General features: G+C 71.8%; 25 protein-coding genes. 13 read left to right on the top strand and 12 right to left on the bottom strand.

Annotated features, from left to right (window positions below; genetic code table 11):
* Window positions 1-12 precede the first annotated feature (12 nt).
* Window positions 13-543 (top strand): acyl-CoA thioesterase, encoded by a 531-nt coding sequence (locus ATL41_RS00640; RefSeq protein WP_098456750.1) that lies wholly within the window; start codon window positions 13-15, stop codon window positions 541-543.
* Window positions 544-607: 64 nt separating this feature from the next.
* Window positions 608-1,213, top strand: a complete 606-nt coding sequence (locus ATL41_RS00635) for a DUF3043 domain-containing protein (RefSeq protein ID WP_098456749.1) — start codon at window positions 608-610, stop codon at window positions 1,211-1,213.
* A gap of 136 nt (window positions 1,214-1,349) precedes the next feature.
* Here the strand turns inward: ATL41_RS00635 and ATL41_RS00630 are convergent, their stop codons facing one another.
* From ATL41_RS00630 to ATL41_RS00615, 4 genes are read right to left on the bottom strand one after another with little or no spacing between them, the layout of a single operon-like run.
* The gene (locus ATL41_RS00630) at window positions 1,350-1,574 is read right to left on the bottom strand and encodes a hypothetical protein (protein WP_098456748.1); all 225 of its coding nucleotides are present in this window, start codon (window positions 1,572-1,574) and stop codon (window positions 1,350-1,352) included.
* The gene (locus tag ATL41_RS00625) at window positions 1,571-2,581 is read right to left on the bottom strand and encodes a quinone-dependent dihydroorotate dehydrogenase (protein WP_098456747.1); all 1,011 of its coding nucleotides are present in this window, start codon (window positions 2,579-2,581) and stop codon (window positions 1,571-1,573) included. Before ATL41_RS00625 ends, ATL41_RS00630 begins: the two co-directional genes overlap by 4 nt.
* 16 nt (window positions 2,582-2,597) lie before the next feature.
* Window positions 2,598-3,038, bottom strand: a complete 441-nt coding sequence (locus tag ATL41_RS00620; RefSeq protein ID WP_098456746.1) for a hypothetical protein — start codon at window positions 3,036-3,038, stop codon at window positions 2,598-2,600.
* Window position 3,039: 1 nt separating this feature from the next.
* Window positions 3,040-3,396, bottom strand: a complete 357-nt coding sequence (locus tag ATL41_RS00615) for a hypothetical protein (RefSeq protein ID WP_098456745.1) — start codon at window positions 3,394-3,396, stop codon at window positions 3,040-3,042.
* Window positions 3,397-3,483: 87 nt separating this feature from the next.
* Between ATL41_RS00615 and ATL41_RS00610 the strand changes: the two genes are divergently transcribed.
* Window positions 3,484-4,950, top strand: a complete 1,467-nt coding sequence (locus ATL41_RS00610) for a leucyl aminopeptidase (protein ID WP_098456744.1) — start codon at window positions 3,484-3,486, stop codon at window positions 4,948-4,950.
* A gap of 79 nt (window positions 4,951-5,029) precedes the next feature.
* Here the strand turns inward: ATL41_RS00610 and ATL41_RS00605 are convergent, their stop codons facing one another.
* Window positions 5,030-5,383, bottom strand: coding sequence for an oxidoreductase (locus ATL41_RS00605; protein WP_098456743.1), 354 nt, complete (start codon window positions 5,381-5,383; stop codon window positions 5,030-5,032).
* Window positions 5,384-5,517: 134 nt separating this feature from the next.
* Here ATL41_RS00605 and lpdA point away from each other — a divergent pair, with 134 nt between their 5' ends.
* From lpdA to ATL41_RS00590, 3 genes are all read left to right on the top strand, one after another.
* The gene (gene lpdA / locus ATL41_RS00600) at window positions 5,518-6,903 is read left to right on the top strand and encodes a dihydrolipoyl dehydrogenase (protein ID WP_098456742.1); all 1,386 of its coding nucleotides are present in this window, start codon (window positions 5,518-5,520) and stop codon (window positions 6,901-6,903) included.
* A gap of 29 nt (window positions 6,904-6,932) precedes the next feature.
* The gene (gene sucB, locus ATL41_RS00595; protein WP_098456741.1) at window positions 6,933-8,693 is read left to right on the top strand and encodes a 2-oxoglutarate dehydrogenase, E2 component, dihydrolipoamide succinyltransferase; all 1,761 of its coding nucleotides are present in this window, start codon (window positions 6,933-6,935) and stop codon (window positions 8,691-8,693) included.
* A gap of 225 nt (window positions 8,694-8,918) precedes the next feature.
* Complete coding sequence (locus tag ATL41_RS00590; RefSeq protein ID WP_098456740.1) at window positions 8,919-9,824, top strand: TIGR01777 family oxidoreductase; 906 nt, start codon at window positions 8,919-8,921, stop codon at window positions 9,822-9,824.
* On the opposite strand, the gene ATL41_RS00585 is transcribed toward ATL41_RS00590, so the two are convergent.
* Together ATL41_RS00585 and ATL41_RS00580 are read right to left on the bottom strand one after the other, a co-directional pair.
* Window positions 9,808-11,427 carry a hypothetical protein gene (locus ATL41_RS00585; protein WP_098456739.1) on the bottom strand — a complete coding sequence of 540 codons (1,620 nt, stop codon included), beginning with the start codon at window positions 11,425-11,427 and terminating at the stop codon, window positions 9,808-9,810. The genes ATL41_RS00590 and ATL41_RS00585 overlap by 17 nt on opposite strands.
* Before the next feature lie 72 nt (window positions 11,428-11,499).
* Window positions 11,500-12,549: a Gfo/Idh/MocA family protein gene (locus ATL41_RS00580; protein WP_098456738.1), complete on the bottom strand. Its 1,050-nt coding sequence runs from the start codon at window positions 12,547-12,549 to the stop codon at window positions 11,500-11,502.
* Window positions 12,550-12,582: 33 nt separating this feature from the next.
* Between ATL41_RS00580 and lipB the strand changes: the two genes are divergently transcribed.
* The 3 genes from lipB to ATL41_RS00565 all read left to right on the top strand — a co-directional run bounded on the left by lipB (window position 12,583) and on the right by ATL41_RS00565 (window position 15,152).
* On the top strand, window positions 12,583-13,254 hold the full coding sequence (gene lipB, locus ATL41_RS00575) for a lipoyl(octanoyl) transferase LipB (RefSeq protein ID WP_098456737.1): 672 nt from the start codon (window positions 12,583-12,585) through the stop codon (window positions 13,252-13,254).
* A gap of 129 nt (window positions 13,255-13,383) precedes the next feature.
* Window positions 13,384-14,385, top strand: coding sequence for a lipoyl synthase (gene lipA / locus ATL41_RS00570; RefSeq protein WP_098456736.1), 1,002 nt, complete (start codon window positions 13,384-13,386; stop codon window positions 14,383-14,385).
* 20 nt (window positions 14,386-14,405) lie between these two features.
* Window positions 14,406-15,152: a DUF4191 domain-containing protein gene (locus ATL41_RS00565; RefSeq protein ID WP_098456735.1), complete on the top strand. Its 747-nt coding sequence runs from the start codon at window positions 14,406-14,408 to the stop codon at window positions 15,150-15,152.
* A gap of 111 nt (window positions 15,153-15,263) precedes the next feature.
* Here ATL41_RS00565 and ATL41_RS13245 read toward each other — a convergent pair whose 3' ends face one another.
* Entirely contained in the window at window positions 15,264-15,698 is a 435-nt protein-coding gene (locus ATL41_RS13245) for an RDD family protein (protein ID WP_098456734.1), read from the bottom strand.
* A 185-nt stretch (window positions 15,699-15,883) separates the two neighbouring features.
* On the opposite strand from ATL41_RS13245, the gene glnA reads away from it, so the two are divergent.
* Together glnA and ATL41_RS00550 are read left to right on the top strand one after the other, a co-directional pair.
* Window positions 15,884-17,308 carry a type I glutamate--ammonia ligase gene (glnA, locus tag ATL41_RS00555; RefSeq protein ID WP_098456733.1) on the top strand — a complete coding sequence of 475 codons (1,425 nt, stop codon included), beginning with the start codon at window positions 15,884-15,886 and terminating at the stop codon, window positions 17,306-17,308.
* Between the two features lie 131 nt (window positions 17,309-17,439).
* Window positions 17,440-18,597 (top strand): AI-2E family transporter, encoded by a 1,158-nt coding sequence (locus ATL41_RS00550; RefSeq protein ID WP_245854520.1) that lies wholly within the window; start codon window positions 17,440-17,442, stop codon window positions 18,595-18,597.
* Here ATL41_RS00550 and ATL41_RS00545 read toward each other — a convergent pair.
* Complete coding sequence (locus ATL41_RS00545) at window positions 18,585-21,656, bottom strand: bifunctional [glutamine synthetase] adenylyltransferase/[glutamine synthetase]-adenylyl-L-tyrosine phosphorylase (RefSeq protein WP_098456732.1); 3,072 nt, start codon at window positions 21,654-21,656, stop codon at window positions 18,585-18,587. The genes ATL41_RS00550 and ATL41_RS00545 overlap by 13 nt on opposite strands.
* A gap of 16 nt (window positions 21,657-21,672) precedes the next feature.
* The gene (locus ATL41_RS00540) at window positions 21,673-23,010 is read right to left on the bottom strand and encodes a glutamine synthetase family protein (RefSeq protein ID WP_098456731.1); all 1,338 of its coding nucleotides are present in this window, start codon (window positions 23,008-23,010) and stop codon (window positions 21,673-21,675) included.
* Window positions 23,011-23,105: 95 nt separating this feature from the next.
* On the opposite strand from ATL41_RS00540, the gene ATL41_RS00535 reads away from it, so the two are divergent.
* Together ATL41_RS00535 and panB are read left to right on the top strand one after the other, a co-directional pair.
* Window positions 23,106-24,746, top strand: coding sequence for an NAD+ synthase (locus ATL41_RS00535; RefSeq protein ID WP_098456730.1), 1,641 nt, complete (start codon window positions 23,106-23,108; stop codon window positions 24,744-24,746).
* A gap of 58 nt (window positions 24,747-24,804) precedes the next feature.
* Window positions 24,805-25,650: a 3-methyl-2-oxobutanoate hydroxymethyltransferase gene (gene panB / locus ATL41_RS00530; RefSeq protein ID WP_098456729.1), complete on the top strand. Its 846-nt coding sequence runs from the start codon at window positions 24,805-24,807 to the stop codon at window positions 25,648-25,650.
* 69 nt (window positions 25,651-25,719) lie between these two features.
* Here panB and ATL41_RS00525 read toward each other — a convergent pair whose 3' ends face one another.
* Window positions 25,720-26,685, bottom strand: a complete 966-nt coding sequence (locus ATL41_RS00525) for a DUF6636 domain-containing protein (protein ID WP_098456728.1) — start codon at window positions 26,683-26,685, stop codon at window positions 25,720-25,722.
* Window positions 26,678-26,878 (bottom strand): SPOR domain-containing protein, encoded by a 201-nt coding sequence (locus tag ATL41_RS00520; protein ID WP_219810351.1) that lies wholly within the window; start codon window positions 26,876-26,878, stop codon window positions 26,678-26,680. Before ATL41_RS00520 ends, ATL41_RS00525 begins: the two co-directional genes overlap by 8 nt.
* Window positions 26,879-26,906: the final 28 nt, after the last annotated feature.

The raw sequence follows: 26,906 nt of genomic DNA, 5'->3' as shown, positions 1-26,906 counted from the left end.
ATCCTGCGTCGCATGACCCGGACGATCCAGCTCGCGTACGCCACCCGCTTCCCCCGGAAGCCCGTCCCCGGGATGGCGCCGCTCGACGAGTCGGTGACGCGCATGCGCGTGCACCCCGGTGACCTCGACCTGTACCGGCACGTCAACAACGGCGTGTACCTGCAGATGATGGACGTCGCGAGGATCAACCTCATCGCCGACATGGGCATCCAGCGCGCCCTGATGGAGCGCGGCTGGTACCCGGTCGTCGCCGCGTCGACCATGACCTACAAGCGTTCGCTCACGCTCGGTCAGCGCTTCGAGGTCCGCAGCCGCGTCCTCGGGTGGGACGCGCGGTGCGCGTACCTCGAGCAGCGTTTCGTGCGCGACGGCGAGCAGATCGCGCGCGGGATCGTCGCCGGACGCTTCCTCAGCACATCTGGCGACCGACTCCACCCCGAGCAGATCCTCGAGCTCACCGGTCACCCGGTCGAGAGCCCGGAGCTCCCCGTCGACGTCGCCGCGTGGGCCCAGGCGTTCGACGTCGCCTTCCGCCCGCGCTGAGGCGCCCCGCCCGGAGGGCGGCGAGCGGCGCAGGACGACACCTCGCTTCGACTACCCTGGGACCGTGTTCTCGAAGAAGACCCGTCAGGAGCCGCAGGCAGCCGAGCCTGCCCCCGAGCTCGACCACTCGGCCCCGGTGAACGGCAAGAAGACCGGCCCGACGCCCAAGCGTCGCGACCGTGAGGCCGCGAACCGCGTCCCTCTCGTACCCGGAGACCGCAAGGCCGCGGCCCGCGCCGAGCGCGCGGCGATGCGCGCCCAGCGCGACCTCGAGTACAAGGCGCTGCAGACCGGCGACGAGCGCAACCTCCCGCCGCGCGACAAGGGTCCCGAGCGTCGCTTCGTGCGCGACTTCGTCGACGCGCGCTGGAACCTCGGCGAGCTGTTCCTGTTCGTCGCGCTCGCGATGATGGTGATCATCATGGTCGTCGGCAACACCGCGAACCCGCAGCTGATCGCGTTCACGACGCTCGCGCTGTACGCGGTCGTCCTCGTGACGATCCTCGACGGCTTCCTCATGTGGCGCCGCCTGAAGAAGGCGCTCAAGGCGAAGTTCGGCGAGAACATCACGCTCAAGCCGCTGCGCTGGTACGCCGTCGCGCGAGCCTTCCAGATCCGTCGCGCGCGTCTCCCGAAGCCGATGGTCCGGCACGGCGAGTACCCGTCCTGACGGACGGCAGCCACGCATCCGACAGGCATCGTCCCGCGGGGACGGTGCCTGTCGTCGTCTCACGCCGTGCCTGACGTCGTCCGGGCGGCTCGCCCTCCTCGGGCGGGCGCGCGGCGCGCCAGTCGCCGCGTGTACCTCAGCCTCGGGACGCGACGGTCAGGTCCACGAGGGCGGCCGGTACACGCGCGCCGTCCCCACGTTCGAGGCGCGCGGCCCCGATCCCCTCAGCAGCTCGCTCGCGCCACACCTGCCCGAGCCACGTCTCGGCGTCGAACCGTGAGGTGAACGCAGGGCTGAGCGGATGCTCGACGACGACGCCGCGCGCGTCGAGCCAGGTCCACGTCCAGGCGACGACGGTCACCGTGCGCTCAGGACCTTGTTGACGCGCGACGCCCAGAACGGGCCGTGGTAGATGAGCGCCGTGTAGGCCTGCAGCAGGTCCGCGCCCGCCGCGAGGTAGCGCTGCGCGTCCTGCGGGCACGAGATGCCGCCGACGCCGATGATGGTCGGTCCGCCGCCGAGCCGCGACCGCAGGCGGGCGACGACCTCGACGCCGCGCTCGAGCTCCGGCGGGCCGGAGAGGCCGCCAGGACCGAGGTCGTGCGCGATCGTCGTGTTGACGGCGACGACCCCGTCCAGGCCGAGCTCGGCCACGAGGTCGGCCACCGCGTCGACGTCCTCGTCCGCGAGGTCGGGAGCGATCTTCACGAGCAGCGGCACGTGCCGCTCAGGCACGGACTCGTCCGCGGCCTCGCGGACGGCGACGAGGATCGGGCGCAGAGAGTCGACGGACTGCAGGTCGCGCAGGCCGGGCGTGTTGGGCGAGGAGACGTTGACGACGAGGTAGTCCGCGTAGCGCGCGAGCTGCGACGCGCTGAGCGCGTAGTCCGCGGCCGCGTCCTCGGCAGGGGTCACCTTCGTCTTGCCGATGTTCACGCCGACGACGGCGCGACGCCCCCACGAGCGGGAGCGCAGCTTGCGCAGCTCCTCGGCCGCGACGGTCGCGCCGGCGTTGTTGAAGCCCATGCGGTTGCGCAGGGCGCGCTGGTCGAGGTGGCGCCACAGACGCGGCTGCTCGTTGCCAGGCTGCGGGTACGCGGTGATCGTGCCGACCTCGACGAACGCGAACCCGAGCATCGTCAGGCCCGCGACCGCACGCGCGTCCTTGTCGAAGCCACCGGCGAGACCGAGCGGCCCGGGCAGCGTGCGCCCGAAGGCACGCACCTGCCCCGGCGCGCGCAGCGCCGCGCCGACGACGTCGCGCAGTACCGGCGTCCGGCCCGCCGCCCGGATCCAGCCGTACGCGAGATGGTGCGCCGTCTCGGGGTCCAGCCGGGTGAAGAACTTCTCGAACAGCAGGTGGTACACGACTCTCCTCGTGTTCTCAGGCGTGGGACTGGCGGGCGGGCCTCGTCCGGGCGAGCCACCACAGCCCGACGAACGGCAGCACGAACGGGACGTACCCGTACCCCTGCCCCAGGTGCGACCATACGGACGGCTCGGGGAAGAGGTCGGGACGTGCGAAGGACACGAGCCCGACGCCGAGCACGCCGACGAGCTCGATCGTGACGGACACCCAGGCGACGCGACGCGAGACGGCGCTCGACCGGGCGAGGGCGACGGTCGCGACGATGTAGAGCGCCGCAGCCACGCCGGACAGCGCGAACGATAGCGGGGCGTCGTCGAACCGGGCGATGACCTGGTAGGTCGCCCGTGCCGTCGCGGACACCGCGAAGATCGCGTAGACCATCACCATGACGCGGCCGAAGCCGCTCCTGGTCGAGGGTGCGTCCTGCGCCACAGGACGTGCGTCGTCGATGGTCATGTCAGGCTCCCCAGATCTGCAGCAGTCGGTACTCGAGGAACATCACGGTCACGGCGGCGATCGCCAGCACGACCGAGCTCCAGCGGGTGCGCTCCGCGAACGCCCACAGTGCGGCGAAGGGCAGGATGAACAGGACCGTCACGAGGTAGCCCCACAGGGACACAGGGTCCGCGACCTGCGCGCCGCGCGCCACGAGGACTCCCGCGACGACGATCTGCACGACGAGGACGGCCTCGACGACGGCGGCTCCCCACAGCTGCTTGAGGATGACGGCACGGTCCTTGACGACGAACCACACGGCCCAGAGCAGGAGGAGCGCTGCGAGCGCGACGACGAGGAGCGCGAGCGGGAGGAGCACAGGCCGAGACTACCGGTCCTGCGGGCGCGTCCGGCGCGGGCGACCGGGTCCCGGTCGCCCGCGCCGGACGCGGGATAGCATCGTCGTGTGGCTGAACTGACTCTCACCGGCAAGGATCCCCTCTCCCTCCAGGCTGACGCGCTCGTCGTCGCCGTCGCGAGCACCGACGACGGACCTCAGGTCCTCGACGTCGAGCTCCCCGCGGCGCTCCTGGCGAGCCTGACGTCGTCCGCGAAGGTGCTGGGCCTGTCCGGCGCTGCGGACGAGGTCGTGCGCGTCCCGTCGCTCGGCGCGGTCGGCGCGCCGGTGCTCGTCCTCACGGGTGTCGGCAAGGCGAGCACCGACGATGCCGAGGCGCTGCGTCGCGCGGCCGGCGCGGCCCTGCGCTCGCTCGCGGGCGCGCAGCACGTCGTCGTCGCCCTCCCCGCGGCGACCCCGGAGCAGGCGGCGGCCGTCGCCGAGGGTGCCCTGCTCGGCGCCTACACCTTCACGACGTACCAGACGTCCGGCGAGAAGACGTCGACCGCGAAGATCGACCTCGCCTCGACCTCCGCGCGCTCGAAGTCGACGAAGGAGGCCGTCGAGCGCGCCGTCGTCGTCGCCGACGCGGTCAACGCGACGCGCGACCTCGTCAACGCCGCGCCGAACGACCTGTTCCCCGCAGCGTTCGCGGACGCGGCCAAGGCTGCGGCGAAGGGCACCGGCGCGAAGGTCACCGTCCTCGACGAGAAGGCCCTCGAGGCCGGCGGCTACGGCGGCCTGATCAACGTCGGCAAGGGCTCCGCCCGTGGCCCGCGCCTCGTCAAGGTGGCCTACTCCCCCGCCCGCCCGGCCGCGCGCGTCGCGATCGTCGGCAAGGGCATCACGTTCGACTCGGGCGGCATTTCGATCAAGCCCGCCGCGGGCATGGAGGAGATGAAGTCCGACATGGCCGGCGCCGCCGCCGTCCTGCACACGGTCCTCGCCGCCGCGCGCCTCGGCGGCCCCGTCGCCGTGACCGGCTGGCTCTGCCTCGCCGAGAACATGCCGTCCGGCACCGCCCAGCGCCCGTCGGACGTCATCACCATCCGCGGCGGCAAGACGGTCGAGGTCCTCAACACCGACGCCGAGGGTCGTCTCGTGCTCGCGGACGGCCTCGTCGCCGCGACCGAGGAGAAGCCCGACGTCGTCCTCGACATCGCGACCCTCACGGGCGCGCAGATCGTCGCCCTCGGCAACCGCGTGTCCGCGGTCATGGGGTCCGACGACGTGCGCGAGGAGGTGCTCGCGGGCGCCCGCGCCGCGGGCGAGTCGTTCTGGCCGATGCCGCTGCCCGAGGACCTGCGCCCCGGTCTCGACTCGAAGGTCGCCGACCTCGCCAACATCGGCGGTCGCCCGGGCGGCATGCTGAGCGCCGGCCTGTTCCTCAAGGAGTTCGTCGGGGACACGCCGTGGGCGCACCTCGACATCGCGGGTCCCGCGTTCAACGCGTCGTCGGCGCACGGCTACACGCCGGTCGGCGGCACGGGCCACGGCGTCCGTACGCTCCTCGCGGTCGTCGAGGGACGCGCCTGAGCACTGGTCCAGACGAGAGCTGCGCGACGGCGCGGCGCCGACCCGGTCGGCGTCGCGCCGTCGGCGTCTGCAGCGGGAGTCAGTCCTCGGTCGTGAGCCTGCGGCCGCGGGCGCGCGAGTTCCAGTCGCGGTACCGCTGCGGGTACCCGGTGAACTGCACGTTGTAGACCGGCACGCCGAGGCTCTCGGCGACCTTCCACGCGGACCGCTCGTCCGGCGCAGCGCGGCGGGTCCACTCGCCCGTCGTCGCGACGAGGAGGATCGAGGGCGGGGTGTCGGTGACTGCCGGCTCGACGTAGGCCTCGACACCGACCTTCTCACGCGCGAACGCGCTCAGGTGGGCGACGGTAGCGCGGCGGCTCCCGCCTCCGTCGGTCCCGCGTCCGGGCTCGTCGGGGCGCGGACGACGCCACAAACGGGAGAACAGGCCCATGCGCGTCATCCTAGGTGGGCGATGTTCGGAGAGTCACATCCCGACGTGCGGCCTGGTGTTGGGACCTTTGTCATGCAGGTGCCAAGATGGGGTGGATACGTCCTGGACCCCTCCGCGCACCTAAGGAGCTGCACGTGGCCGACACCAACGGCACTGAATTCGACATCGTGGTCCTCGGAGGTGGCAGCGGCGGTTACGCCACCGCGCTCCGCGCCGCTCAGCTGGGCCTATCGGTCGCGCTGATCGAGTCGGGCAAGGTGGGCGGCACCTGCCTCCACAACGGCTGCATCCCCACGAAGGCGCTCCTGCACGCGGCCGAGGTCGCGGACACGGCTCGCGAGGGCGCGCAGTTCGGCGTCCACACGCAGCTCAACGGCATCGACATGGCGGGCGTGAACGCATACAAGGAAGGCGTCATCTCGCGCCTCTACAAGGGCCTCCAGGGCCTGGTGAAGTCGCGCAAGGTCACCCTCATCGAGGGCCACGGACGCCTCGTCGCGCAGGACACGATCGAGGTCGACGGCCAGCAGGTCAAGGGCAAGAACATCGTGCTCGCGACCGGCTCGTACGCCCGCTCGCTGCCGGGCCTCGAGATCGGTGGCCGCGTCGTCACGTCCGACCAGGCGCTGCACCTCGACTACGTCCCCAAGTCCGTCGTCGTCCTCGGTGGCGGCGTCATCGGCGTCGAGTTCGCGTCGGTGTGGAAGTCCTTCGGCGCCGACGTCACCGTCGTCGAGGGTCTCCCCCACCTCGTGCCCGCCGAGGACGAGGCCCTCTCGAAGGCGCTCGAGCGCGCGTTCCGCAAGCGCGGCATCGCGTTCTCGGTCGGCGACCGCTTCGCGGGCGTCACGCAGGACGACAACGGCGTCCACGTCACCCTCGAGTCCGGCAAGTCGTTCGACGCCGAGCTGCTGCTCGTCGCCGTCGGACGCGGCCCGCGCACCGCTGACCTCGGTTACGAGCAGCAGGGCATCACCCTCGACCGCGGTTTCGTGATCGTCGACGAGAAGCTCCACACGGGCGTCGGCAACATTTACGCCGCGGGCGACATCGTCCCCGGCCTCCAGCTCGCGCACCGCGGCTTCGCGCAGGGCATCTTCGTCGCCGAGCAGATCGCCGGCCTCAACCCGGCCCCGATCGTCGAGTCCGGCATCCCGCGCGTCACGTACTGCGAGCCTGAGGTCGCGTCCGTCGGTGTCACCGAGGCGAAGGCGAAGGAGCTCTACGGCGCAGACTCGGTCGAGACGCTCGAGTACAACCTGGGCGGCAACGGCAAGAGCCAGATCCTCGCGACGACCGGCTTCGTCAAGCTCGTCCGCCAGAAGGACGGCCCCGTCGTCGGCGTCCACATGATCGGCTCGCGCGTGGGTGAGCTCATCGGCGAGGGCCAGCTCATCGTCAACTGGGAGGCCTACCCGGAGGACGTGGCGGCGCTCGTGCACGCGCACCCGACGCAGAACGAGGCGCTCGGCGAGGCCCACCTGGCCCTCGCCGGCAAGCCCCTGCACGCGCACAACTGACCCCAGCCGGAAACAAGGAGAACGCAGAGATGTCTGAATCCGTGAAGATGCCCGCGCTGGGCGAGTCTGTCACCGAGGGAACCGTCACCCGCTGGCTCAAGGCCGTCGGCGAGCGCGTCGAGGTCGACGAGCCGCTGCTCGAGGTCTCAACCGACAAGGTCGACACCGAGATCCCGTCGCCCGTGGCCGGTGTCCTCGAGAAGATCCTGGTCGAGGAGGACGAGACGGTCGAGGTCGGCACCGACCTCGCGGTCGTCGGTGACGGCTCTGGCTCGGGCTCCGAGCCGGCCGCCCCGGCTGCTGAGGCCGCTCCGGCCGCTGAGCCGGCTCCGGCCGAGGCTCCCGCCGCCGAGGCCGCTCCGGCCCCCGCGCCCGAGGCCCCCGCCGCTGAGGCCGCGCCGGCCGCCGACGCCCCTGCGGGCGAGGGCGAGCAGGTCGTCATGCCTGCGCTCGGCGAGTCCGTCACCGAGGGCACCGTGACCCGCTGGCTGAAGTCGGTCGGCGACACGGTCGAGGTCGACGAGCCGCTGCTCGAGGTCTCGACCGACAAGGTCGACACCGAGATCCCGTCGCCCGTCGCGGGCACGCTCCAGCAGATCCTCGTCCAGGAGGACGAGACGGTCGAGGTCGGCACCGCGCTCGCCGTCGTCGGCTCGGGCTCCGCTCCGGCCGCCGCACCGGCTGCCCCCGCCGAGGCCCCGGCGCCCGCACCTGCACCTGCACCTGCACCTGCCGCCGAGGCTCCCGCGGCCCCGGCACCCGCGCCCGCCCCGGCCGCTGCGCCGGCTCCGGCCGCTGCTCCTGCTGCGCCCGCCCCCAAGGCCGAGGCCCCGTCGGTCGCCGCCCAGGCGAGCGGCTCGTCGTACCTGACCCCGCTCGTCCGCAAGCTCGCGGCCGAGAAGGGCGTCGACGTGTCGACCCTCGTGGGCACCGGCGTCGGCGGTCGCATCCGCAAGGAGGACGTGCTCGAGGCTGCCGAGAAGGCTGCGGCGGCTGCTGCCGCCTCCGCGCCTGCCGCGGCTCCGGCGTCGTCCGCCCCGGCGAAGAAGTCCGCGCCGCTCGAGGTCTCGCCGCTGCGCGGCACGACCGAGAAGGCGAGCCGTCTGCGCAAGATCATTGCCGAGCGCATGGTCGAGGCCCTGCACACGCAGGCTCAGCTCACCACGGTCGTCGAGGTCGACGTCACCAAGGTCGCGCGTCTGCGTGCGAAGGCCAAGGCCTCGTTCCAGGCTCGCGAGGGCGCCAACCTCACGTTCCTGCCGTTCTTCACGCTCGCCGCTGTCGAGGCGCTCAAGGCGTTCCCGAAGATCAACGGCGTGCTCGAGGGCGACACGATCACCTATCACGGCCAGGAGAACGTCGGCATCGCGGTCGACACGCCGCGCGGCCTCCTCGTGCCGGTGATCCACAACGCCGGCGACCTCAACCTCGGTGGCATCGCGCGCAAGATCGCCGACCTGGCGAGCCGCACGCGTGACAACAAGGTCACTCCTGACGAGCTCGGTGGCGCGACCTTCACGATCACGAACACCGGTTCCGGTGGCGCGCTCATCGACACGCCGATCGTTCCCGGCGGCACGTCGGCGATCCTCGGCACCGGCACGATCGTCAAGCGTCCGGCCGTCATCCAGGACGAGGACGGCCAGGACGTCATCGCGATCCGGTCGATCTGCCACCTGTCGCTGTCGTACGACCACCGTCTGGTCGACGGTGCGGACGCGTCGCGCTACCTCATGGCGATCAAGCGCCGCATCGAGGAGGGCGCGTTCGAGTCCGAGGTCGGTCTCTGACGCTCACCTGAGCGGCACGCGTCGCTAGCACGGACAGGGTCCGTCGCCTCCGGGCGACGGGCCCTGTGCCGTCTGCGGACCACCTTGCAGAACCGGGCCCCTCGCCGCGTCCCGTCGTCGCGCGGTCCGGGCCCGGGCGCGCACCGACTGGCTGTCCGGCTTGCCTGCGTCGCGAGCGTGAGCGCCGTCTCGCGCCCGCACGGTGGTGCGACTAGCGTCGGGAGCGTGCCCAGCTCAAAGACCGTCCTCGTCTCGGGAGCCAGCGGGCTGATCGGGTCCGCGCTCGTCGAGCACCTGCGCTCGCGTGGGGACACCGTGCTCCGGCTCGTCCGTGGCTCCAGCGCGCCCGCTCCAGGGTCCTTGCCCTGGGACCCGCAGACCGGCGAGATGCCGACGTCCGGGCTCGAGGATGTCGACGTCGTCGTCAACCTCTCCGGCGCGCCGATCGGCACACGCCGGTGGACGAGCGGCTACCGCACGACGATCGTCGAGTCGCGCACCCGCACGACCCACGTGCTCTCCGCCTGGATCGCCTCGCAGGCCGAGCCGCCCGCCCTCGTCCAGGCGTCGGCGATCGGCCGGTATCCCGACAGCGGGGCCGACCCGATCGACGAGTCGGCACCCGTCGACGAGTCTTTCCTCGGGCACGTCGTCCAGACCTGGGAGTCGGCCGCGACTCCTGCGCGTCGTGCCGGCGCCCGCGTCGCGTTCGCACGCACGGGGATCGTGCTGACCCCCGACGGCGGGGCCGTCCCGCCGCTCCTGCGCCTGCTGCGGCTCGGTCTCGGCGGCCCGATGAGCTCAGGGAAGCAGCTGTGGGCCTGGATCACGATGGTCGACGAGATCCGCGCGCTGACCCACCTGATCGACTCTGACCTCGAGGGTCCCGCCAACCTGGTCGCGCCCTCCCCCGCGACGAACGCCGAGCTGACGCGGGCGCTCGCCCGCGCTCTCGGCCGCCCTGCGGCGGTCCGGGCTCCCGCGTGGGGGCTGCGGCTCGCTCTCGGCGGCTTCGCCTCCGAGCTGTTGGCGTCGCGCAACGTCCTCCCCGCAGCGCTGCTCGCCTCCGGGTTCGAGTTCGAGCACCCGGACCTGGACAGCGTGATCCGGTGGCTCATCCCGCCGCGCTGACAGTGTCGGCGAGCCAGGCACCGTCCTCCCAGACGAGCGTCAGCCGTACGACCCGCTGCTGCGCTGTCCCCCACGCGTCGACGATCCGGTAGTCGACGTCGACCGCTGCCGCGCTCGTCGTCGACTGCACGACCGTCGTCCCGACGACCTCGGTCGTGACGTCCGGCATGGTGCTCTGCCCGTCGAGCAGCTTGTCGACGAGCGCGAGGTCAGCCGCGAGGGAGGGGCCGTCCGTGTGGACGCTGCGGAGCGCGGTGACGAGCTCGGCCCGCCGAGCGGCCAGCTCGTCCGGCGCGACGGTGCGCACCCCGGCGAGCAGCTCGGCCCTCCGGGTCGTCAGCGCGGCCGCCGCTGCCCCAGGGTCGGGACGAGCCGGCGCCTGATCGGCTTCCTCCGCCTTCTGCGGCCTGGCGGGTGCTGCACCAGATACCCCGGGGGCAGCCTGGGCAACGGCGACGCCGTCGGCGGGCACTGATCCGCGGAGCTGGATCACCCCGACGGCGGTCCCGACGACGAGCGCCGCGGCGGCGCCCGCGAGGACCCTGTGGCGTGAGCGTCGACGGTCCGGCTGCGCCGGCAGCATGACACGGAGGGACCCGACACCTGCCGCGGCAGGTGTCCGCGACGGAGCTGCCGGGTGAGCGCGTCGCGAGCGGGTCGCGCCGGGCGCGACCGCACGCCTGCGCCCCTGCGCCGGCGCAGGTTGCTGCTCGATGTGCTCGCGCCACGTCCGGGCAGACGCGTCGACGCGGTCAAGGGTCAGGGCCGCCTCGACAGGCGGGGTGACGAGCGGGGCGGTCGGCTCCGGCTCAGGCGGCGGGGCGACGATCCGCGCCCAGTCGGCGGCGAGCGCAGGGAGGTGGATCTCGAGGCACATCGCCGCGAGCGTGCCCGGTGCGGGTGGCTCGGTCTGCGGGTCGAGCCCTGTCGTGGCAAGGAGGTGGGCGAGGTCGCGTGCCGCGCCGTCGGGCTCGACGGATCGCGCGAGCAGCCCGTGCCCTGCGCGGGCGAGCGCCCGCACGGCCTCGCGCCGTCCGCTCGGGTCGAGGAGGTCGCCGGCGACGCTGAGCCCGTCGTCGGCGAGGATCCGCACGTCACCGTCGGCCCGGACCCGCAGGGCGGCGAGCACATCGCCCGTCCCCGCGGCGAGGTCGTGGGCGTGCAGCGCCGCGAGTGCGCGGCCCGCGGCGACGAGCGCCCCGACGACGTGCCCGAGAGCGAGGTCAGCGCGACGTGAGAGGTCGTCGAGCCGCACACCGGGCTCCTCCCACACGAGCAGGACGCCGCGCGGCCTCTCCGCGTCGCTCCCGGGGACCGGGGCGGCGCCGAGGAGCGGCACCACGTGCTCGTGCTCGACCGTCATCAGGCGGGTCACCCGGTCGCGCAAGGTCTCCCAGGGCACCTCAGGTGTCACGGCCACGTACGTCACGGCGAACCGGTCGCCGTCGGCCTCTGCCTCCCACCCGCTCGGGGTGGTCGCGACGATCGTCAGCCCGAGCGGCCCGAGCGCGCGCGCGACGTCGTCGAGCGGCGGGAGTGCACGTGCGTCGTCGTCGGCCGAGAGGTCAGGGCCGTCGGTCGGAGGCTGGGTCTGCTGGTCCACCCGTCCATGGAAGCCGAGCGGAAGGCCCCGTGGACGTTGTCCACAACCCGGGTTCTCGAATGCTGCTCGACGTCAGAGGTCGACGCGCACCCCCGTCCTCGCGCTCTCGCGCGCGGCGTCGAGGACGCGCGCCGTGCGCACCGCGTCCCACGGGTCGACGGGCACGGGCCCGTCCTCGGTGAGCCACCGCGCGACGGCGCGGTAGAAGTCCGCGTGCCCGCCGGGCGCCTGCGGCACCGGTTCGAGATCACGACCCGTGGAGATCCAGCCGAGGCTTCCCTCGGGGGCGTCGTCGTCGAGGCGTTCGAACGGTGACGCGTCCGCCTCGAAGGTCGTCACGAGGAACGCGCCCCGGTCACCGAGCACGCGCGTGCGCGGCCCGGGAGCTCCGGCGAGCGAGCCTGCCCACAGGTGCGAGACGACGCCGTCGGCGCGCCCGTCCGCGCCGGAAGGTTCGTGCCGGAGCGAGAGGAAGACGTCGTCCTCAGTCGGAGTCGTGAGCGTGCGCAGCTCCGCGTAGACGGACGTGACCCGTCCGAAGAGCTGGGTCGCGCTGTCGACCAGGTGCGGACCGAGGTCGAGCAGCAGCCCTCCTCCGTCGAGGTCGTTCTCCTTCCACCGCTGCTGCGGTACGGGCCGCCACCGCTCCCAGCGGCGCTCGAAGCGGTGCACGCGCCCCAGGCGCGGGAGCACGGAGGCGAGAGTGAGCTGCTCGGGATCCCAGCGCCGGTTCTGGAACACGGTCAGCGGCACGCCGGCGCCCTCGGCGGACTCGACGACCGTCTGCGCGGCGTCGGCGGTGCGCGCGATCGGCTTGTCGAGCACGACCGGCACGCCCGCGGCGACGACCGCAGCCGCGTGCTCCTCGTGGAGCCCGCTGGGGCTCGCGACGACGACGAGGTCGAGCTCGGCGGCGTCGAGCATCTGCTCGAGCGTGTCGTGGAGGCCCACCCCGGGCCAGTCCTCGGCCGCGGCGGCTCGCCGCGCAGGGTCCCGGACGACGACGTGGTGCACCGCCATCCCCGCCTCGCGCAGGAGGCGCGCGTGGATACCGCGACCTGCTCCGCCGTAACCGACCAGTCCGATGCGCAGGTCGTCGTGCGACCCGTGGGCGTCCGTCATGCGTCCAACCTAACCGGAGTTAGCCTGAGGCCCATGGAGCTGCTTCCCCTCGACCTGGGCCGCGCCTACCTCGACTACGAGGAGACGTGGGACCTGCAACGTCGCGTGCACGCCGAGGTGCTCGAGGGTGGACCCGACCGCGTGCTGCTGCTCGAGCACGCGGACGTCTACACGGCGGGGCGCCGCACGAACCGCGCGGACCGCCCGACCGACGGTACGCGCGTCGTGGACGTGGACCGCGGCGGCAAGATCACGTGGCACGGTCCCGGCCAGCTCGTCGCCTACCCGATCGTGCGTCTCGCGGACCCGGTCGACGTCGTGGCATTCGTCCGGGCGATCGAGTCCGCGGTGATCGAGCTGTGCGCCGACCTCGGCCTCGCGACCGAGCGCGTCGAGGGACGCTCCGGCGTGTGGGTGCCCGCCTCGGAGACGCGGCGCGCGGCGAAGGTCGCCGCGATCGGCTGCCGCGTCGCGAAGGGCGTCACGATGCACGGTGTCGCGGTCAACGCCTGCCCCGACCTCGCCGCGTTTGACCGGATCGTGCCGTGCGGCATCAGCGACGCCGACGTCACGTCACTGTCCGCCGAGCTCGGCCGCACGATCACGCCCGTCGACATCGCCGACGGGCTCGGCGACCTGCTGCGGGCCCACATCGGTCCGATGACGGCTGCGGCGCAGACGGAGCCGTCGACGATCGCGTCCTGACCGTCGCGGGTACGCGACCCAAGGGTGGCGCGCCATGACCGACGTCACATCCGGCTGGCGGGCCCCCGGTTCGACCTGCAGGACTTCCGACATAGGGTGAGGACAAACCGTCCACGAGGGAGCAGACACGTGACGATCGCACCAGAAGGCCGCCGCATGCTGCGGATCGAGGCACGCAACGCAGCGGTGCCGATCGAGAAGAAGCCCGAGTGGATCAAGACTCGCGCGACGATGGGCCCCGAGTACACCGAGCTCAAGAGCCTCGTGCGCTCCGGCGGGCTGCACACCGTGTGCGAGGAGGCGGGCTGCCCCAACATCTTCGAGTGCTGGGAGGACCGTGAGGCGACGTTCCTCATCGGTGGCGACCAGTGCACGCGCCGCTGCGACTTCTGCCAGATCGACACGGGCAAGCCGGCGGCGTTCGACGCCGACGAGCCCCGCCGCGTCGCGGAGTCCGTGCGTCAGATGGGCCTGAAGTACTCGACGATCACGGGCGTCGCCCGTGACGACCTGCCCGACGGCGGCGCCTGGCTCTACGCGGAGACCGTCCGCCAGATCCACGCGGTCACGCCAGGCACCGGCGTCGAGCTGCTCATCCCCGACTTCAACGCCGACCCCGACCAGCTCGCCGAGGTCTTCTCGTCGCGGCCCGAGGTGCTCGCCCACAACCTCGAGACGGTCCCTCGCGTGTTCAAGGCGATCCGCCCCGGCTTCCGGTACGACCGCTCGCTCTCCGTGATCACGGCGGCGCGCGACGCGGGCCTCGTCACCAAGTCGAACATCATTCTCGGAATGGGCGAGACGACGGAGGAGGCCGAGGACGCGCTCCGCGACCTGCACGAGGCCGGCTGCGACCTCGTGACGATCACGCAGTACCTGCGCCCCTCGCCGCGCCACCACCCGGTCGACCGGTGGGCGCGCCCCGAGGAGTTCGTGCACCTGTCCGAGTTCGCCGAGAACCTCGGCTTCCTCGGGGTCATGTCGGGGCCGCTCGTGCGCTCGTCCTACCGCGCCGGACGACTGTGGGGTCAGGCGATGACCCGCCGCGGTCAGGAGATCCCCGCGGCCCTCGCCCACCTCGCCGAGCCGACGACGTCACGCCAGGAGGCCGCGAGCCTTCTGGTCCGCTGACGGGCACTAGACTCATCCCCATGGCCCGCAAGAACGATGACGCCGCCGTGCCCGCAGGCGCTGTGACGGCGAAGACCAAGAAGACCCGGAAGCCTAAGAAGCGCCGCTGGTACCACCAGGTCTGGGACGCGTACAAGATGACGCGTCAGCAGGACCCGGCGGTCGTCTGGTGGATCCTCGGGACGTTCGTGGTGATCCTCGGGATCGCTGTCGGCATCGGTTTCATCTGGGGCCACCCGATCTACCTCACGGTCCTCGGTCTGCCCACCGCGATCCTGGGTGCGATGTTCGTGCTCGCCCGGCGCGCAGAGAAGGCTGCCTATGCCCGCATCGAGGGCGAGAAGGGCGCGACGCTCGCCGCCGTCGGCACGATCCGCCGCGGCTGGACGTTCGACGAGACTCCGGTCGCGATCGAGCCCCGCTCGCAGGACATGGTCTTTCGCGGCGTCGGGCGCGCTGGCGTCGTCCTCATGACCGAGGGTCCGCTGGGCCGCGTGCGCAAGCTCGCCGAGCTCGAGCGCAAGCGCACGCAGCGCGTCGTCCAGGGCGTGCCCGTCACGGTGATCCACGTGGGCCGCGAGCCCGGCCAGGTCCCGCTCCCCGAGCTGACGAAGAAGATCCAGAAGCTCAAGCCGGTCCTCAAGAAGCACGAGGTCGCCGTCGTCATGAAGCGTCTCACCGCGCTCGGCGGCGCGAAACTGCCGATCCCGAAGGGCGTCGACCCGATGCGGGCGCGTCCCGACCGCAAGGGCATGCGCGGCCGCTGATCCGGCATCTCCCGAGAACGCCACGAGGGCGCGACCTGATGGTCGCGCCCTCGTCGTCTGTCGGGCCTGTGCCACGCCGGTGCGGCGCCGCTGCTCGCGGTGGTCGCCGCGTCAGCGGCGGACGAGCACCGTCCGCGCGGCCTTGTCGTGCAGGCCACGGCCGTCACGGTCCCAGATCACCGCGGGGATCACGAGGCACAGCAGCGCGGCCCGCAGGGCCGCCGGGCCGAGGCCGACGAACGGCCGGTCGTCTCCGAGCCGTCGCACGACAAGCCCGAGGAGCCGGTGCCCGAGCGTCGAGCCGAGCGTGGCGACCAGGAGCAGGTTCTCGAGGGCGAACACGCCGAGCGTCGCCCACGAGCTGCCGTCGAAGAAGAGGTACGAGACTCCCATCGAGGCGAACCAGTCGACGAACAGGGCGGGGATGCGGCGCCCCAGGGTCGCGCGCGAGCCGGGGCCCGATGCCGGGAGACCGAGGCGCGAATCGTCGCCGTCGGGGCGCACGCCGCCGTCGAGCCAGGAGCTGATGTCTTTTCTGTCGACCACGGCACCAGCCTAGAGGCCGCCGCGCACGGTGCCGTTCATCGGCCTCCCAGGCTCATGACTCTCAGCCGTCACGCACGACCGGCGAACGTAACACGACCGAAACAATTGGTACATGGTCGGGAAATCGCCCTCCCCTAGCCTTGTCGTAGTCCGATTCGAGGACCCACCCGACCAAGGAGCAACGGATGTTCAAGACCGCCGAGGAGGCAATCGCCTTCACTCGCGACGAGGGCGTCGAGTTCGTCGACGTGCGATTCTGCGACCTGCCTGGAGTGATGCAGCACTTCAACATCCCCATCGCGCAGTTCGAGGAGTCCGCCTTCACGGACGGCATGATGTTCGACGGCTCGTCGATCCGTGGTTTCCAGGCGATCCACGAGTCCGACATGAAGCTGATCCCGGACGTCACGACCGCGTACATCGACCCGTTCCGCAAGCGCAAGACGCTCGTCGTGAACTTCTCGATCGTCGACCCGTTCACCGACGAGTCCTACTCGCGCGACCCGCGCAACATCGCGTTCAAGGCCGAGGCCTACCTGCGCAGCACGGGCATCGCCGACACCGCCTTCTTCGCCCCCGAGGCGGAGTTCTACATCTTCGACGACGTGCGCTTCGAGACGACCCAGCACTCGGCGTTCTACTCGCTCGACTCCAAGGAGGCCGCGTGGAACACCGGCCGCGAGGAGGAGGGTGGCAACCTCGGCTACAAGACCCGCTACAAGGGCGGCTACTTCCCAGTCTCCCCCAACGACCAGATGGCCGACCTGCGCGACGAGATGTGCGCCGTCCTCGGCGAGGTCGGCCTGGACGTCGAGCGCGCGCACCACGAGGTTGGCACCTCGGGCCAGCAGGAGATCAACTACCGCTTCAACACGCTGACCGCCGCTGCTGACGACCTGATGAAGTTCAAGTACGTCATCAAGAACGTCGCGTGGCAGGCCGGCAAGACCGTGACCTTCATGCCGAAGCCGCTCTTCGGCGACAACGGCTCGGGCATGCACTCGCACCAGTCCCTCTGGAAGGACGGCAAGCCGCTCTTCTACGACGAGGCAGGCTACGGCGGCCTCTCGGACATCGCGCGCTGGTACATCGGTGGTCTGCTCAAGCACGCTCCCGCGCTGCTCGCGTTCACCAACCCGTCCGTCAACTCGTACCGCCGCCTCGTGCCCGGCTACGAGGCCCCGGTCAACCTGGTCTACTCGGCCCGTAACCGCTCGGCGTGCATCCGCATCCCGATCACGGGCTCGAACCCGAAGGCCAAGCGCGTCGAGTTCCGCGTGCCGGACCCGTCGGCGAACCCGTACCTCGCCTTCGCGGCCCAGCTCCTCGCCGGCATCGACGGCATCAAGAACCGCATCGAGCCGCCGGAGCCCATCGACAAGGACCTCTACGAGCTGCCGCCGGAGGAGCACGCGCTCATCCAGCAGGTCCCGGGCTCGCTCAACGAGGCCCTCGACGCGCTCGAGAAGGACCACGACTTCCTGACCGTCGGCGGTGTGTTCACCCCCGACCTCATCGAGACGTGGATCGACTACAAGCGCTCCAAGGAGATCGAGCCGGTCCAGCTGCGCCCGACCCCCCACGAGTTCGACCTGTACTTCGACTGCTGACACCAGCACTCGACCGGAGGCCCGTGCGCTGTGCGCACGGGCCTCCGTGCGTCTGCGGCGGGTGCGTCGGCGGGCTGCTGGACCCATGAGATAAGTTGCACCATGCTCGACCACGGACCGCAGGAGGCACAGTGACCACGCAGGAGCTCCACCACGCCCAGCCCGCCGGGCCGGACCCTGCCACGAAGCCACCACGCTGGCTGCCGAAGGCCTTCGTCATGGCGGTCGTCACGGCTTTCGTGGGGATCTTCGTGTGGCGCTCGCTCGGGATGCTCACGAGCCTGATCACGAACCTCGTGATCGCCCTGTTCATCTCGCTCACGCTCGAGCCGATGATCGTCTGGCTCGTGCGTCGCGGCTGGAAGCGCGGGCTCGCCACCGGCGCCGTGATGGGCGGCGCGTTCGTCGCGATCGTCGGCATGATCGCGATGTTCGGGACGATGTTCGTCCAGCAGGTCATCGAGTTCGGCAAGAACATCCCGGCGCTCTACGAGGACATCCGTGCCTGGGTCGAGAAGACGTTCGACACCGAGCTGCCCGACCAGAAGAAGCTCGTCGGCCAGGCGCTCGACGGGTGGGGCGACGACGTCGCCCAGGGGGTTCTCGGCGTCGGGTCGTCGCTGCTCGGCGGCATCTTCGCGGTCATGACGATCGGCCTCGTCGTCTACTACCTGTGCGCGGCCGGGCCCCGCTTCCGCGCGTCGATCTGCCGCTGGCTCGCGCCGAAGAACCAGGCGACCGTCCTGTCGCTGTGGGACATCACGCAGGCCAAGGTCTCGGCGTTCATCAACTCGCGCCTCGTGCTCGCCTTCCTGTCGACGATCTTCACGCTCATCTTCCTGATGATCCTGAAGATCCCGTACTCGCTGCCGCTCGCCCTGTTCACGGGCATCGTGTCGCAGTTCGTCCCCACGATCGGTACGTATATCGGTGGCGCGCTGCCGGTCCTGCTGGCGCTCGCCGAGAGCCCCGTCAAGGCTCTTGCGGTGCTGATCTTCATCGTCGCGTACCAGCAGATCGAGAACTACATCTTCGCGCCCAAGATCTCCGAGAAGGCGCTCGAGATGAACCCCGCCGTCGCGTTCGTCGTCGTGCTCGGTTTCGGCGCGGTCTTCGGGGCGCTCGGTGCCTTCCTCGCGCTACCGGTCGCCGCGACGATCCAGGCGGTCATGTCGACCTACCTGCAGCGGCACGAGCTCATCGACGAGACCCTGCTCGACGAGTCCCAGGCCGTCGCGCCCGAGACCGAGCCCACCACCCCTGCGGCCGACGCCGCTCAGGAGTCGTAGAACACGCGCTCGACGACCTGGCGGCAGCGACGCGACGCCCGGAGGTAGTCCTCCTCGAGGGCGGACGCCTCCCCCGCCGGGTAGTCGAGGATCCGTGAGACGCCCGCGAGGTCGAGCCGGTCGCTCGGCAGCATGTCGCCGTGCGACCCGTCGACGCGTCCGGACCACAGCACGACGGCGTTACGGATGCCCGACGCGAGCACCCACGCCTCCCGGAGCACCTCGGCGTCCCCGCGCGTGAGGAGCTCGGCCTCGGCGAGGGCGTCGAGCGCCTCGAGCGTCGACGTCGTCCGGAGCGTCTCGATCTCGTGGGCGTGCTGCAGCTGGAGCAGCTGGACGGTCCACTCGACGTCGCTGATGCCGCCGCGGCCGAGCTTGACGTGCCGGGCCGGGTCGACGCCGCGCGGCATGCGCTCCGACTCGACGCGCGCCTTGATGCGCCGAACCTCGCGCACCTGTGCGGTCGTCAGCTCTGCCGGGTAGCGCACCGAGTCGATCAGAGCGGTCATGTCCGCGCACAGCGCGTCGTCGCCGGCGACGGTGCGCGCCCGCAGGAGCGCCTGCGCCTCCCAGACCTCCGACCAGCGCTCGTAGTACTCCGCGTACGAGTCGAGCGAACGCACGAGCGGGCCCTGTCGACCTTCCGGGCGCAGATCGGCATCGACCTGGAGCGCAGGCTCGGGGCCCATGTCCCCCAGGAGAGAGCGCAGTCTCGTCGCGACCGCGAGCGAGTAGCCGCCGGCGTCCGCGTCCGACGCGCCAGGAACGGCGCGGTGGACGAACATGACGTCGGCATCGGAGCCGTAGCCGGCTTCACGGCCGCCGAGGCGGCCCATCGCGACGATCGCCAGGTGAGCGGGAGGCTCGGCGAGGCCGCGCTCACGCTGCACGGCGGCCTCGGCGAGCCGCAGCGCGCCTTCGAGCGTCGCGTCCGTGGCGGCACTGATCGCCTGGGCGGCGCGGACAGGGTCGCTGATGCTCAGCACCTCGCCGACGGCGGTGCGTGCAAGCTCGCGGCGGCGCAGCGCCCGCAGGAGCTGGGTCGCCTGCTCGACGTCGTCGGACCGGGTGAGCATCGCGCCGACCTCGCGCCTAAGCCGCTCGGCGCCGAGCGGCTGCAGCTCCGCGTCCTCCGCGAGCCAGGACACCGACTCGGGCGAGAGCGCGAGCGCGTCGGCGGCGAAGCGCGACGACGACAGCAGTCGCGCGAGGCGCTGCGCGGCGGAGCCGGAGTCGCGCAGCATCTTGAGGTACCAGTGCGTCGTGCCGAGCGTCTCGGAGAGACGCCGGAACGCGAGCAGCGCCGCGTCAGGGTCGGCCCCCTCGCCGAACCAGCCGAGGAGGACGGGCAAGAGCTGGCGCTGGATCGCGGCACGCCGCGAGACGCCCTCCGTGAGCGCCGCGATGTGCCGGACCGCGCCGCGCGGGTCGCGGTAGCCGATCGCCGCGAGGCGCGCCTGCTGGTTCTCGGGGCTCAGGCTCGCCTCGGCACGCGAGAGCTGCGCGACCGCGGGGAGCAACGGACGGTAGTAGAGCGCCTCGTGCATGCTCCGGACGCTGCGACGAGTCTCCTTCCAGCGCTCGAGCAGCCCTTCGGCGCCCTCCTCGCGCATTCCCGCCGTACGGGCGAGACGGCGCAGGTCCGCCTCCTCGGTCGGCAAGAGGTGGGTGCGCTCGAGGCGGAACATCTGGATGCGGTGCTCGAGCACCCGCAGGAACCGGTAGGCGACGGCCATGCGGGCGGCGTCGTCGCGCGCGACGTAGCCGCCGGCCGTCAGGGCGGCAAGGGCCGTGAGCGTGTGCGGGCTGCGGATCGACTCGTCGGTGCGGCCGTGCACGAGCTGCAGGAGCTGGACCGTGAACTCGACGTCCCGGAGCCCGCCCTTGCCGAGCTTGAGCTGACGGTCGGCCTCGGCGGCCGGGACGTGGTCCTCGACACGACGGCGCATCGCCTGCGAGTCGGCGACGAAGTTCTCGCGTGTGACGGCCTGCCAGACCATGGGTCCGACGGCGTCGAGGTATGCGGCCCCGAGCGCGCGGTCCCCCGCGACGACGCGGGCCTTGAGGAGCGCCTGGAACTCCCAGGTCTTGGCCCAGCGCTCGTAGTACGCGCGGTGGCTCGCGAGCGTCCGGACGATCGGGCCGTCCTTGCCCTCGGGGCGCAGCGCGGCATCGACGGGCCACAGCGGCGGCTCGTTCGACGGTGCCGAGCACGCGCGGGTCAGGCCCGTGACGAGCTTGGCGCCGACTCGCATCGCGACCGACTCCTCGACGCCTTCAGCAGGCTCCGCGACGTAGACGACGTCGACGTCGCTCACGTAGTTGAGCTCGCGGCCGCCGCACTTGCCCATGCCGAGGACGGCGAGCCGCACCTCGAGACCGTGACCCTCGGTGCCCGCGCGAGCGATCGCGAGCCCCGCCTCGAGCGAGGCGGCAGCGAGGTCGGCGAGCGCAGCGCCGACGGCGGGAAGGATCGACAGCGGCTCGGTGGAGGTCAGGTCCGACGCCGCGATCCGCAGGAGCCGCGCGCGGTAGGCGCGGCGCATCGCGTCGGTCGCGTCGGTGACCGGCATGCCCGCGACGGGCACGTCCGCGTCAGGATCGGCCTGGACGGCGCGGAGCAGCTCCGCACGCACGTCGCTGGCGTCGACGCCGATCCCGGGCGTGAGGTCCGCGACGACGTCGACGAGCTCGGGATGGCGGATGATCTCGTCGCCGAGCGCCGCCGACGCGCCGAGCACCGCCGCGAGCCGCGTCAGACCAGGGCCCGGCTCCGAGACGAGGGCCGCGAGCGTCGTCGCACGAACCGTGTCCCGGACCGTCGAGCACAGGCGGACGAGCGCGAGCAGCGCGAGGTCCGGGTCCGCGGCGGTTCCCGCGGCGGAGACGAGCGGCGACGTCGGGCCGACGGCGCCCAGGACCTCGACGAGGTCCTTGTCCTCGAGGAGCTTCTGGGCGCGCGCCGTGTCGATGAACCCCAGGCGTCGCAGCCTGGTGCTCGCCGACTCGGTACGGGCTGAGCGCGGACCGGGCCCTGCGGGAGGCTGCACCGAGGTCATCGAGAGAACAGCCGGGTCACAGGACCGGCAGGAACCGGTCCAGCTCGAACGGCGTGACCTGCGAGCGGTACGCGTCCCACTCCTGGCGCTTGTTGCGCAGGACGTAGTCGAACACGTGCTCGCCGAGCGTCTCGGCGACGAGCTCGGACTGCTCCATGAGCTCGATCGCCTTGTCGAGCGACTGCGGGAGCGGCTTGATGCCGGCGGCCTTGCGCTCGGCGTCGGTCAGCTCCCAGACGTCCTCCTCCGACCCCTCGGGGAGCTCGTAGCCCTCCTCGATGCCCTTGAGGCCCGCGGCGAGCAGCAGCGCGAACGACAGGTAGGGGTTCGTGGCGGCGTCGAGCGCGCGGTACTCGACGCGCGACGAGTTCGTCTTGCCCGGCTTGTACATCGGCACGCGCACGAGCGACGAACGGTTGTTGTGGCCCCAGCAGATGTAGCTCGGCGCCTCGGCACCGCCCCACAGGCGCTTGTACGAGTTCACGTACTGGTTGGTCACGGCCGTGATCTCGGCGGCGTGCGTGAGCAGGCCGGCGATGAACGAGCGGCCCGTGCGGGACAGCTCGTACTGCGCGCCCGGCTCGTGGAACGCGTTGCGGTCGCCCTCGAACAGCGACAGGTGCGTGTGCATGCCCGAGCCCGGGTGCTCCGCCATCGGCTTCGGCATGAAGGACGCGAACACGCCCTGCTCGAGCGCGACCTCCTTGATGACCGTCCGGAACGTCATGAGGTTGTCCGCGGTCGTCAGGGCGTCCGCGTAGCGCAGGTCGATCTCGTTCTGGCCGGGACCGGCCTCGTGGTGCGAGAACTCGACGGAGATCCCCATCGACTCGAGCATCTGGATCGCGGCGCGACGGAAGTCGTGCGCGTTCCCGCGCGCGACGTGGTCGAAGTAACCCGCCTGGTCGACGGGGACGAGCGGGTCCGTCGGCGAGGACTGCGGACGGAACAGGTAGAACTCGACCTCGGGGTGCGTGTAGAAGGTGAAGCCCTTGTCGGCCGCTCGGTCCATCGCGCGCTTGAGGACGAAACGCGAGTCGGCGAGCGAGTGCGTGCCGTCCGGGTTGAGCAGGTCGCAGAACATGCGCGCGGTGCCGTTGCGCTCGCCGCGCCAGGGCAGCACCTGGAACGTCGAGGGGTCGGGGCGCGCGATCATGTCGGCCTCGTAGACGCGCGTCAGGCCCTCGATGGCGCTGCCGTCGAACCCGATGCCCTCGGCGAACGCCTGCTCGAGCTCCGCCGGCGCGATAGCGACGGACTTGAGCATGCCCAGCACGTCGGTGAACCAGAGGCGGATGAACCGGATGTCTCGCTCCTCGACGGTGCGGAGCACGAAGTCCTGCTGCTTGTCCATGGACCTATCCTGCCTGAACTCTTGTTTCATCCGGATGACCTGCTCGGGTGTCGGCACGAGCTCGCACCCACGTGCGAACACTCTAGGCTGAAGTTATGGCTGAACTGCGTATCGCCCTCGCACAGATCGACACGTGCGTCGGCGACCTGACCGGCAACGCGGAGGCGGTCGCCGCCTGGACCCGGAAGGCCGCGGACGCGGGCGCCCGGCTCGTCGCGTTCCCGGAGATGACCCTGACGGGCTACCCGATCGAGGACCTGGCCCTGCGCGCGTCCTTCCAGCGCGCCGCCGACAGCGCCGTGCGCGCTCTCGCGGCCGACCTCGCGACGGCAGGGCTGGGCGACGTGACCGTCGTCGTCGGCTCGGTCGGCACGGGCGGCGGCAGCCGTCCGACGAACCGCGCGGTCGTGCTGCGCGGCGGTGAGGTGATCGCGCACTACGACAAGCACCACCTGCCGAACTACGGCGTGTTCGACGAGGCCCGCATCTTCGTGCCCGGCGACCAGCCGGCGGTCGTCGACGTCGACGGCGTGCGCGTCGGCCTCGCGATCTGCGAGGACATCTGGCGCGAGGGCGGCACCGTCGAGCAGCTCGCGGCGCACGGCGTCGACCTGCTCCTCGTCATCAACGGCTCGCCGTACGAGGAGGGCAAGACCCACCTCCGGCTCGAGAGCGCGGCCGCGCGCGCCGCGCAGGTCTCCGCTCCCCTCGCGTACGTGAACATGGTCGGCGGCCAGGACGACCTCGTGTTCGACGGCGGCTCGTTCGTCCTCGACGCCGACGGGACCGTCCTGGCGAGCGCTCCGCAGTTCGTCGAGCACATGCTCGTGTGGGACGCGACGACGGGCGGCGCCCAGCGGCCCGGACCGCAGGCGCAGACCCTCGACGCCGACGAGGAGGTCTACCGCGCCCTCGTCACGGGCCTTACCGGCTACGTCCGCAAGAACGGCTTCACGTCGGTCGTGCTCGGACTGTCGGGCGGCATCGACTCGGCGCTCGTCGCCGCCATCGCGGCCGACGCGATCGGCGGCGAGAACGTCGTCGGCGTCGGTATGCCGTCGCGCTACTCCTCGGACCACTCGAAGGACGACGCCGCCGACACCGCCAAGCGCATCGGCGCGGACTACCGGGTCGTGCCGATCGCCCCGATGGTCGACGCGTTCGAGAGCAACCTCCACCTCGAAGGCGTCGCCGCCGAGAACCTCCAGGCGCGCATGCGCGGCGTGACGCTCATGGCGCTGTCCAACATGGAGGGCCACCTCGTGCTGGCGACGGGCAACAAGTCGGAGCTCGCTGTCGGCTACTCGACGATCTACGGCGACGCCGTCGGCGGGTTCGCGCCGATCAAGGACGTCGACAAGTCACGCGTGTGGGCGCTCTCGCGCTGGCGCAACAACCACGCGATCGACCGCGGCGAGATCCCGCCCATCCCCGAGAGCTCGATCACGAAGCCGCCGTCGGCCGAGCTGCGTCCCGGTCAGGTCGACCAGGACTCCCTGCCGCCGTACCACCTCCTCGACGAGGTGATCGACGCGTACGTCGAGCGCAGCGAGGGCCGTGCCGAGCTGCTCGCGCGCGGCTTCGACCCCGAGGTCGTCGACCGGGTCGTGTCGCTCGTCGACCGCGCCGAGTGGAAGCGTCGGCAGTACCCGCCGGGGCCCAAGGTGACGGGGGTGGCGTTCGGCCGTGACCGCCGTCTGCCGGTCACGAACCGGTGGCGCGAACCCGCAGTGTGACGCCACCGGAACCCCGTCCCAGCACGCCTGCAAGCCGAACGACCGAGGAGCACACAGGATGACCAACCACCCCCCTGCCGAGCAGGCGCAGACCGCGGCCGCACCCCGCCGCGTGCGCGTCCACCACCTCCGCGAGGCCAAGTCGGCGGGCCGCCAGCTCACGATGCTGACGGCGTACGACGGCCCGACGGCCCGGATCTTCGACGCCGCTGGCGTCGACATGCTGCTCGTCGGCGACTCGATCGGCGACAACATGCTCGGCCACGCGACGACGATCCCCGTGACTGTCGACGAGCTGGTCGTGGCGACGCGCTCGGTCGCCCGCGCGACGTCGCGCGCGATGGTCGTCGCCGACCTGCCGTTCGGCTCGTACGAGGCGTCCCCCGCGCAGGCGCACGCGACCGCGGTGCGCATGCTCAAGGAGGCCGGTGCGCACGCCGTGAAGTTCGAGGGCGGCCGCCGTGTCGCCCCGCAGGTGGAGCTCCTGACCGGCGCCGGCATCCCCGTCGTGGGTCACCTGGGCTTCACGCCGCAGTCGGAGAACATGCTCGGCGGCAAGCGCATCCAGGGACGTGGCCACGACGCTGCCGAGCGCCTCAAGGAGGACGCTCTCGCGCTCCAGGACGCCGGAGCTGTCGCGATCGTCCTCGAGATGATCCCTGCGCCGGTCGCGGCCGCGATCACGGAGATCCTCTCGGTCCCCACGATCGGTATCGGTGCGGGCCCGCAGTGCGACGGGCAGGTGCTCGTGTGGACGGACATGGCGGGCATGGGCGACTGGTCGCCTCGCTTCTCCCGTCGTTTCGGCGAGGTCGGCAAGGCTCTGCACGACGCCGCGGCGAGCTTCGTCTCCGAGGTGCAGTCGGGCGCGTTCCCGACGGCGGAGCACTCGTACGACAGCTGACGAGCTCCGCGAACGCCGACGGCGCGGCCCCACCTTCGGGGGCCGCGCCGTCGGCGTCTGTGCTTGCGGTCAGAAGAGGACGTACGCCTCGGCGCGGAGCCAGAACCCGTGGCCGCTAACGTCCTCGCGGCACGCGACGCCCTGGGTCGACGCGGCGCACGAGTAACCGCCTACGCGGGTGCTCTCGCCGTAGGCCAGGGAGATGGTCGTCTCGGGCATCTCCCGGTCCCCCGCGCACACGGCCTGCGCGCCGCTCGGGGTGACCTGCATCGCGAGGGCCCAGCCGTCGTCGCACCCTTCAGGGGCGTCGCTGCGGTCGTACGCCGCCTGCGCGATGTCGCACCGCGCCTGACCTCCGCCGATCGAGCACACGACGTTCCCCGAGGGGAGCGCGAACGCAGACACGTCCGACGTCGCGGTGTCGCCGACGAGCAGCTCGGGCGGGACGGAGGCGGCGAGGGCGTCGCGCTCCTGCGCGGCGTCGACCTCGGACCGCAAGCCACCGTTGCGCACGTGCGCCTCGATCACGCCCATGACTGCGGAGGGCACGGTCGTCGCGGCGAGCGCCTCGGACGCGTAGACCGAGCCGCAGCGCACGGCGAGGTCCTCGAACGGGGTTCCGACGAGCGGCTCGACCGCGCCGTCGGCGATCCAACGGTCCGGGGTGAGGGCGGCGGTGGCAAGGCTGATGATCGCCTGACCGTCGGCCGAGGCCGCGTTGCACGCGCTCGCCTGCGCGTGGCCCTGGGCCGCACCGATGGCGGCGTCGAGGTCGCTCGCCTCCGCGCCGAGCGCGGTCGCGGCGTCGGCGACAGCCTCGACGCCCTCGGCTGCCGACTCGGAGGCGGGGGCTGCGGGCGCGGCAGCGTCCGTGTCACGCGGTGCGCGCCAGACCAGGACGGCCGCCACGACGATGCAGACCACGACGACGAGCGCCGTGAGGAACACAGCTGTCGCGACGATCGGGCTCGGCCCGCGCGGCACGACGGCGCGGGGCTCCGCCGGGCGTGGGCCACGGGTCAGGGTGTCAGGCATCGCCTTCTCGTTCCGCCGCCTCACGGCGGTCTTCTGCGTCCCACGCGTCTGACTTCGCGCGCGCCTTCTCGAGCGCGTGCTCCGCCTCCTCGCGGGTCTTGTACGGTCCCATCCGCGTCGACCAGGCGCCCTGCTTGCCCTGCGTCACCTGTCCGGTAGCGGTGTCGAAGTAGTACTCGCCGTCGTCGGCCACCACATCTCCTTCGGCTCCCCGGCACGAA

It is taken from the genome of Flavimobilis soli, from assembly GCF_002564025.1.
Lineage (GTDB): Bacteria > Actinomycetota > Actinomycetes > Actinomycetales > Cellulomonadaceae > Flavimobilis > Flavimobilis soli.
This window is presented reverse-complemented; position numbering and strand designations above follow the sequence as displayed.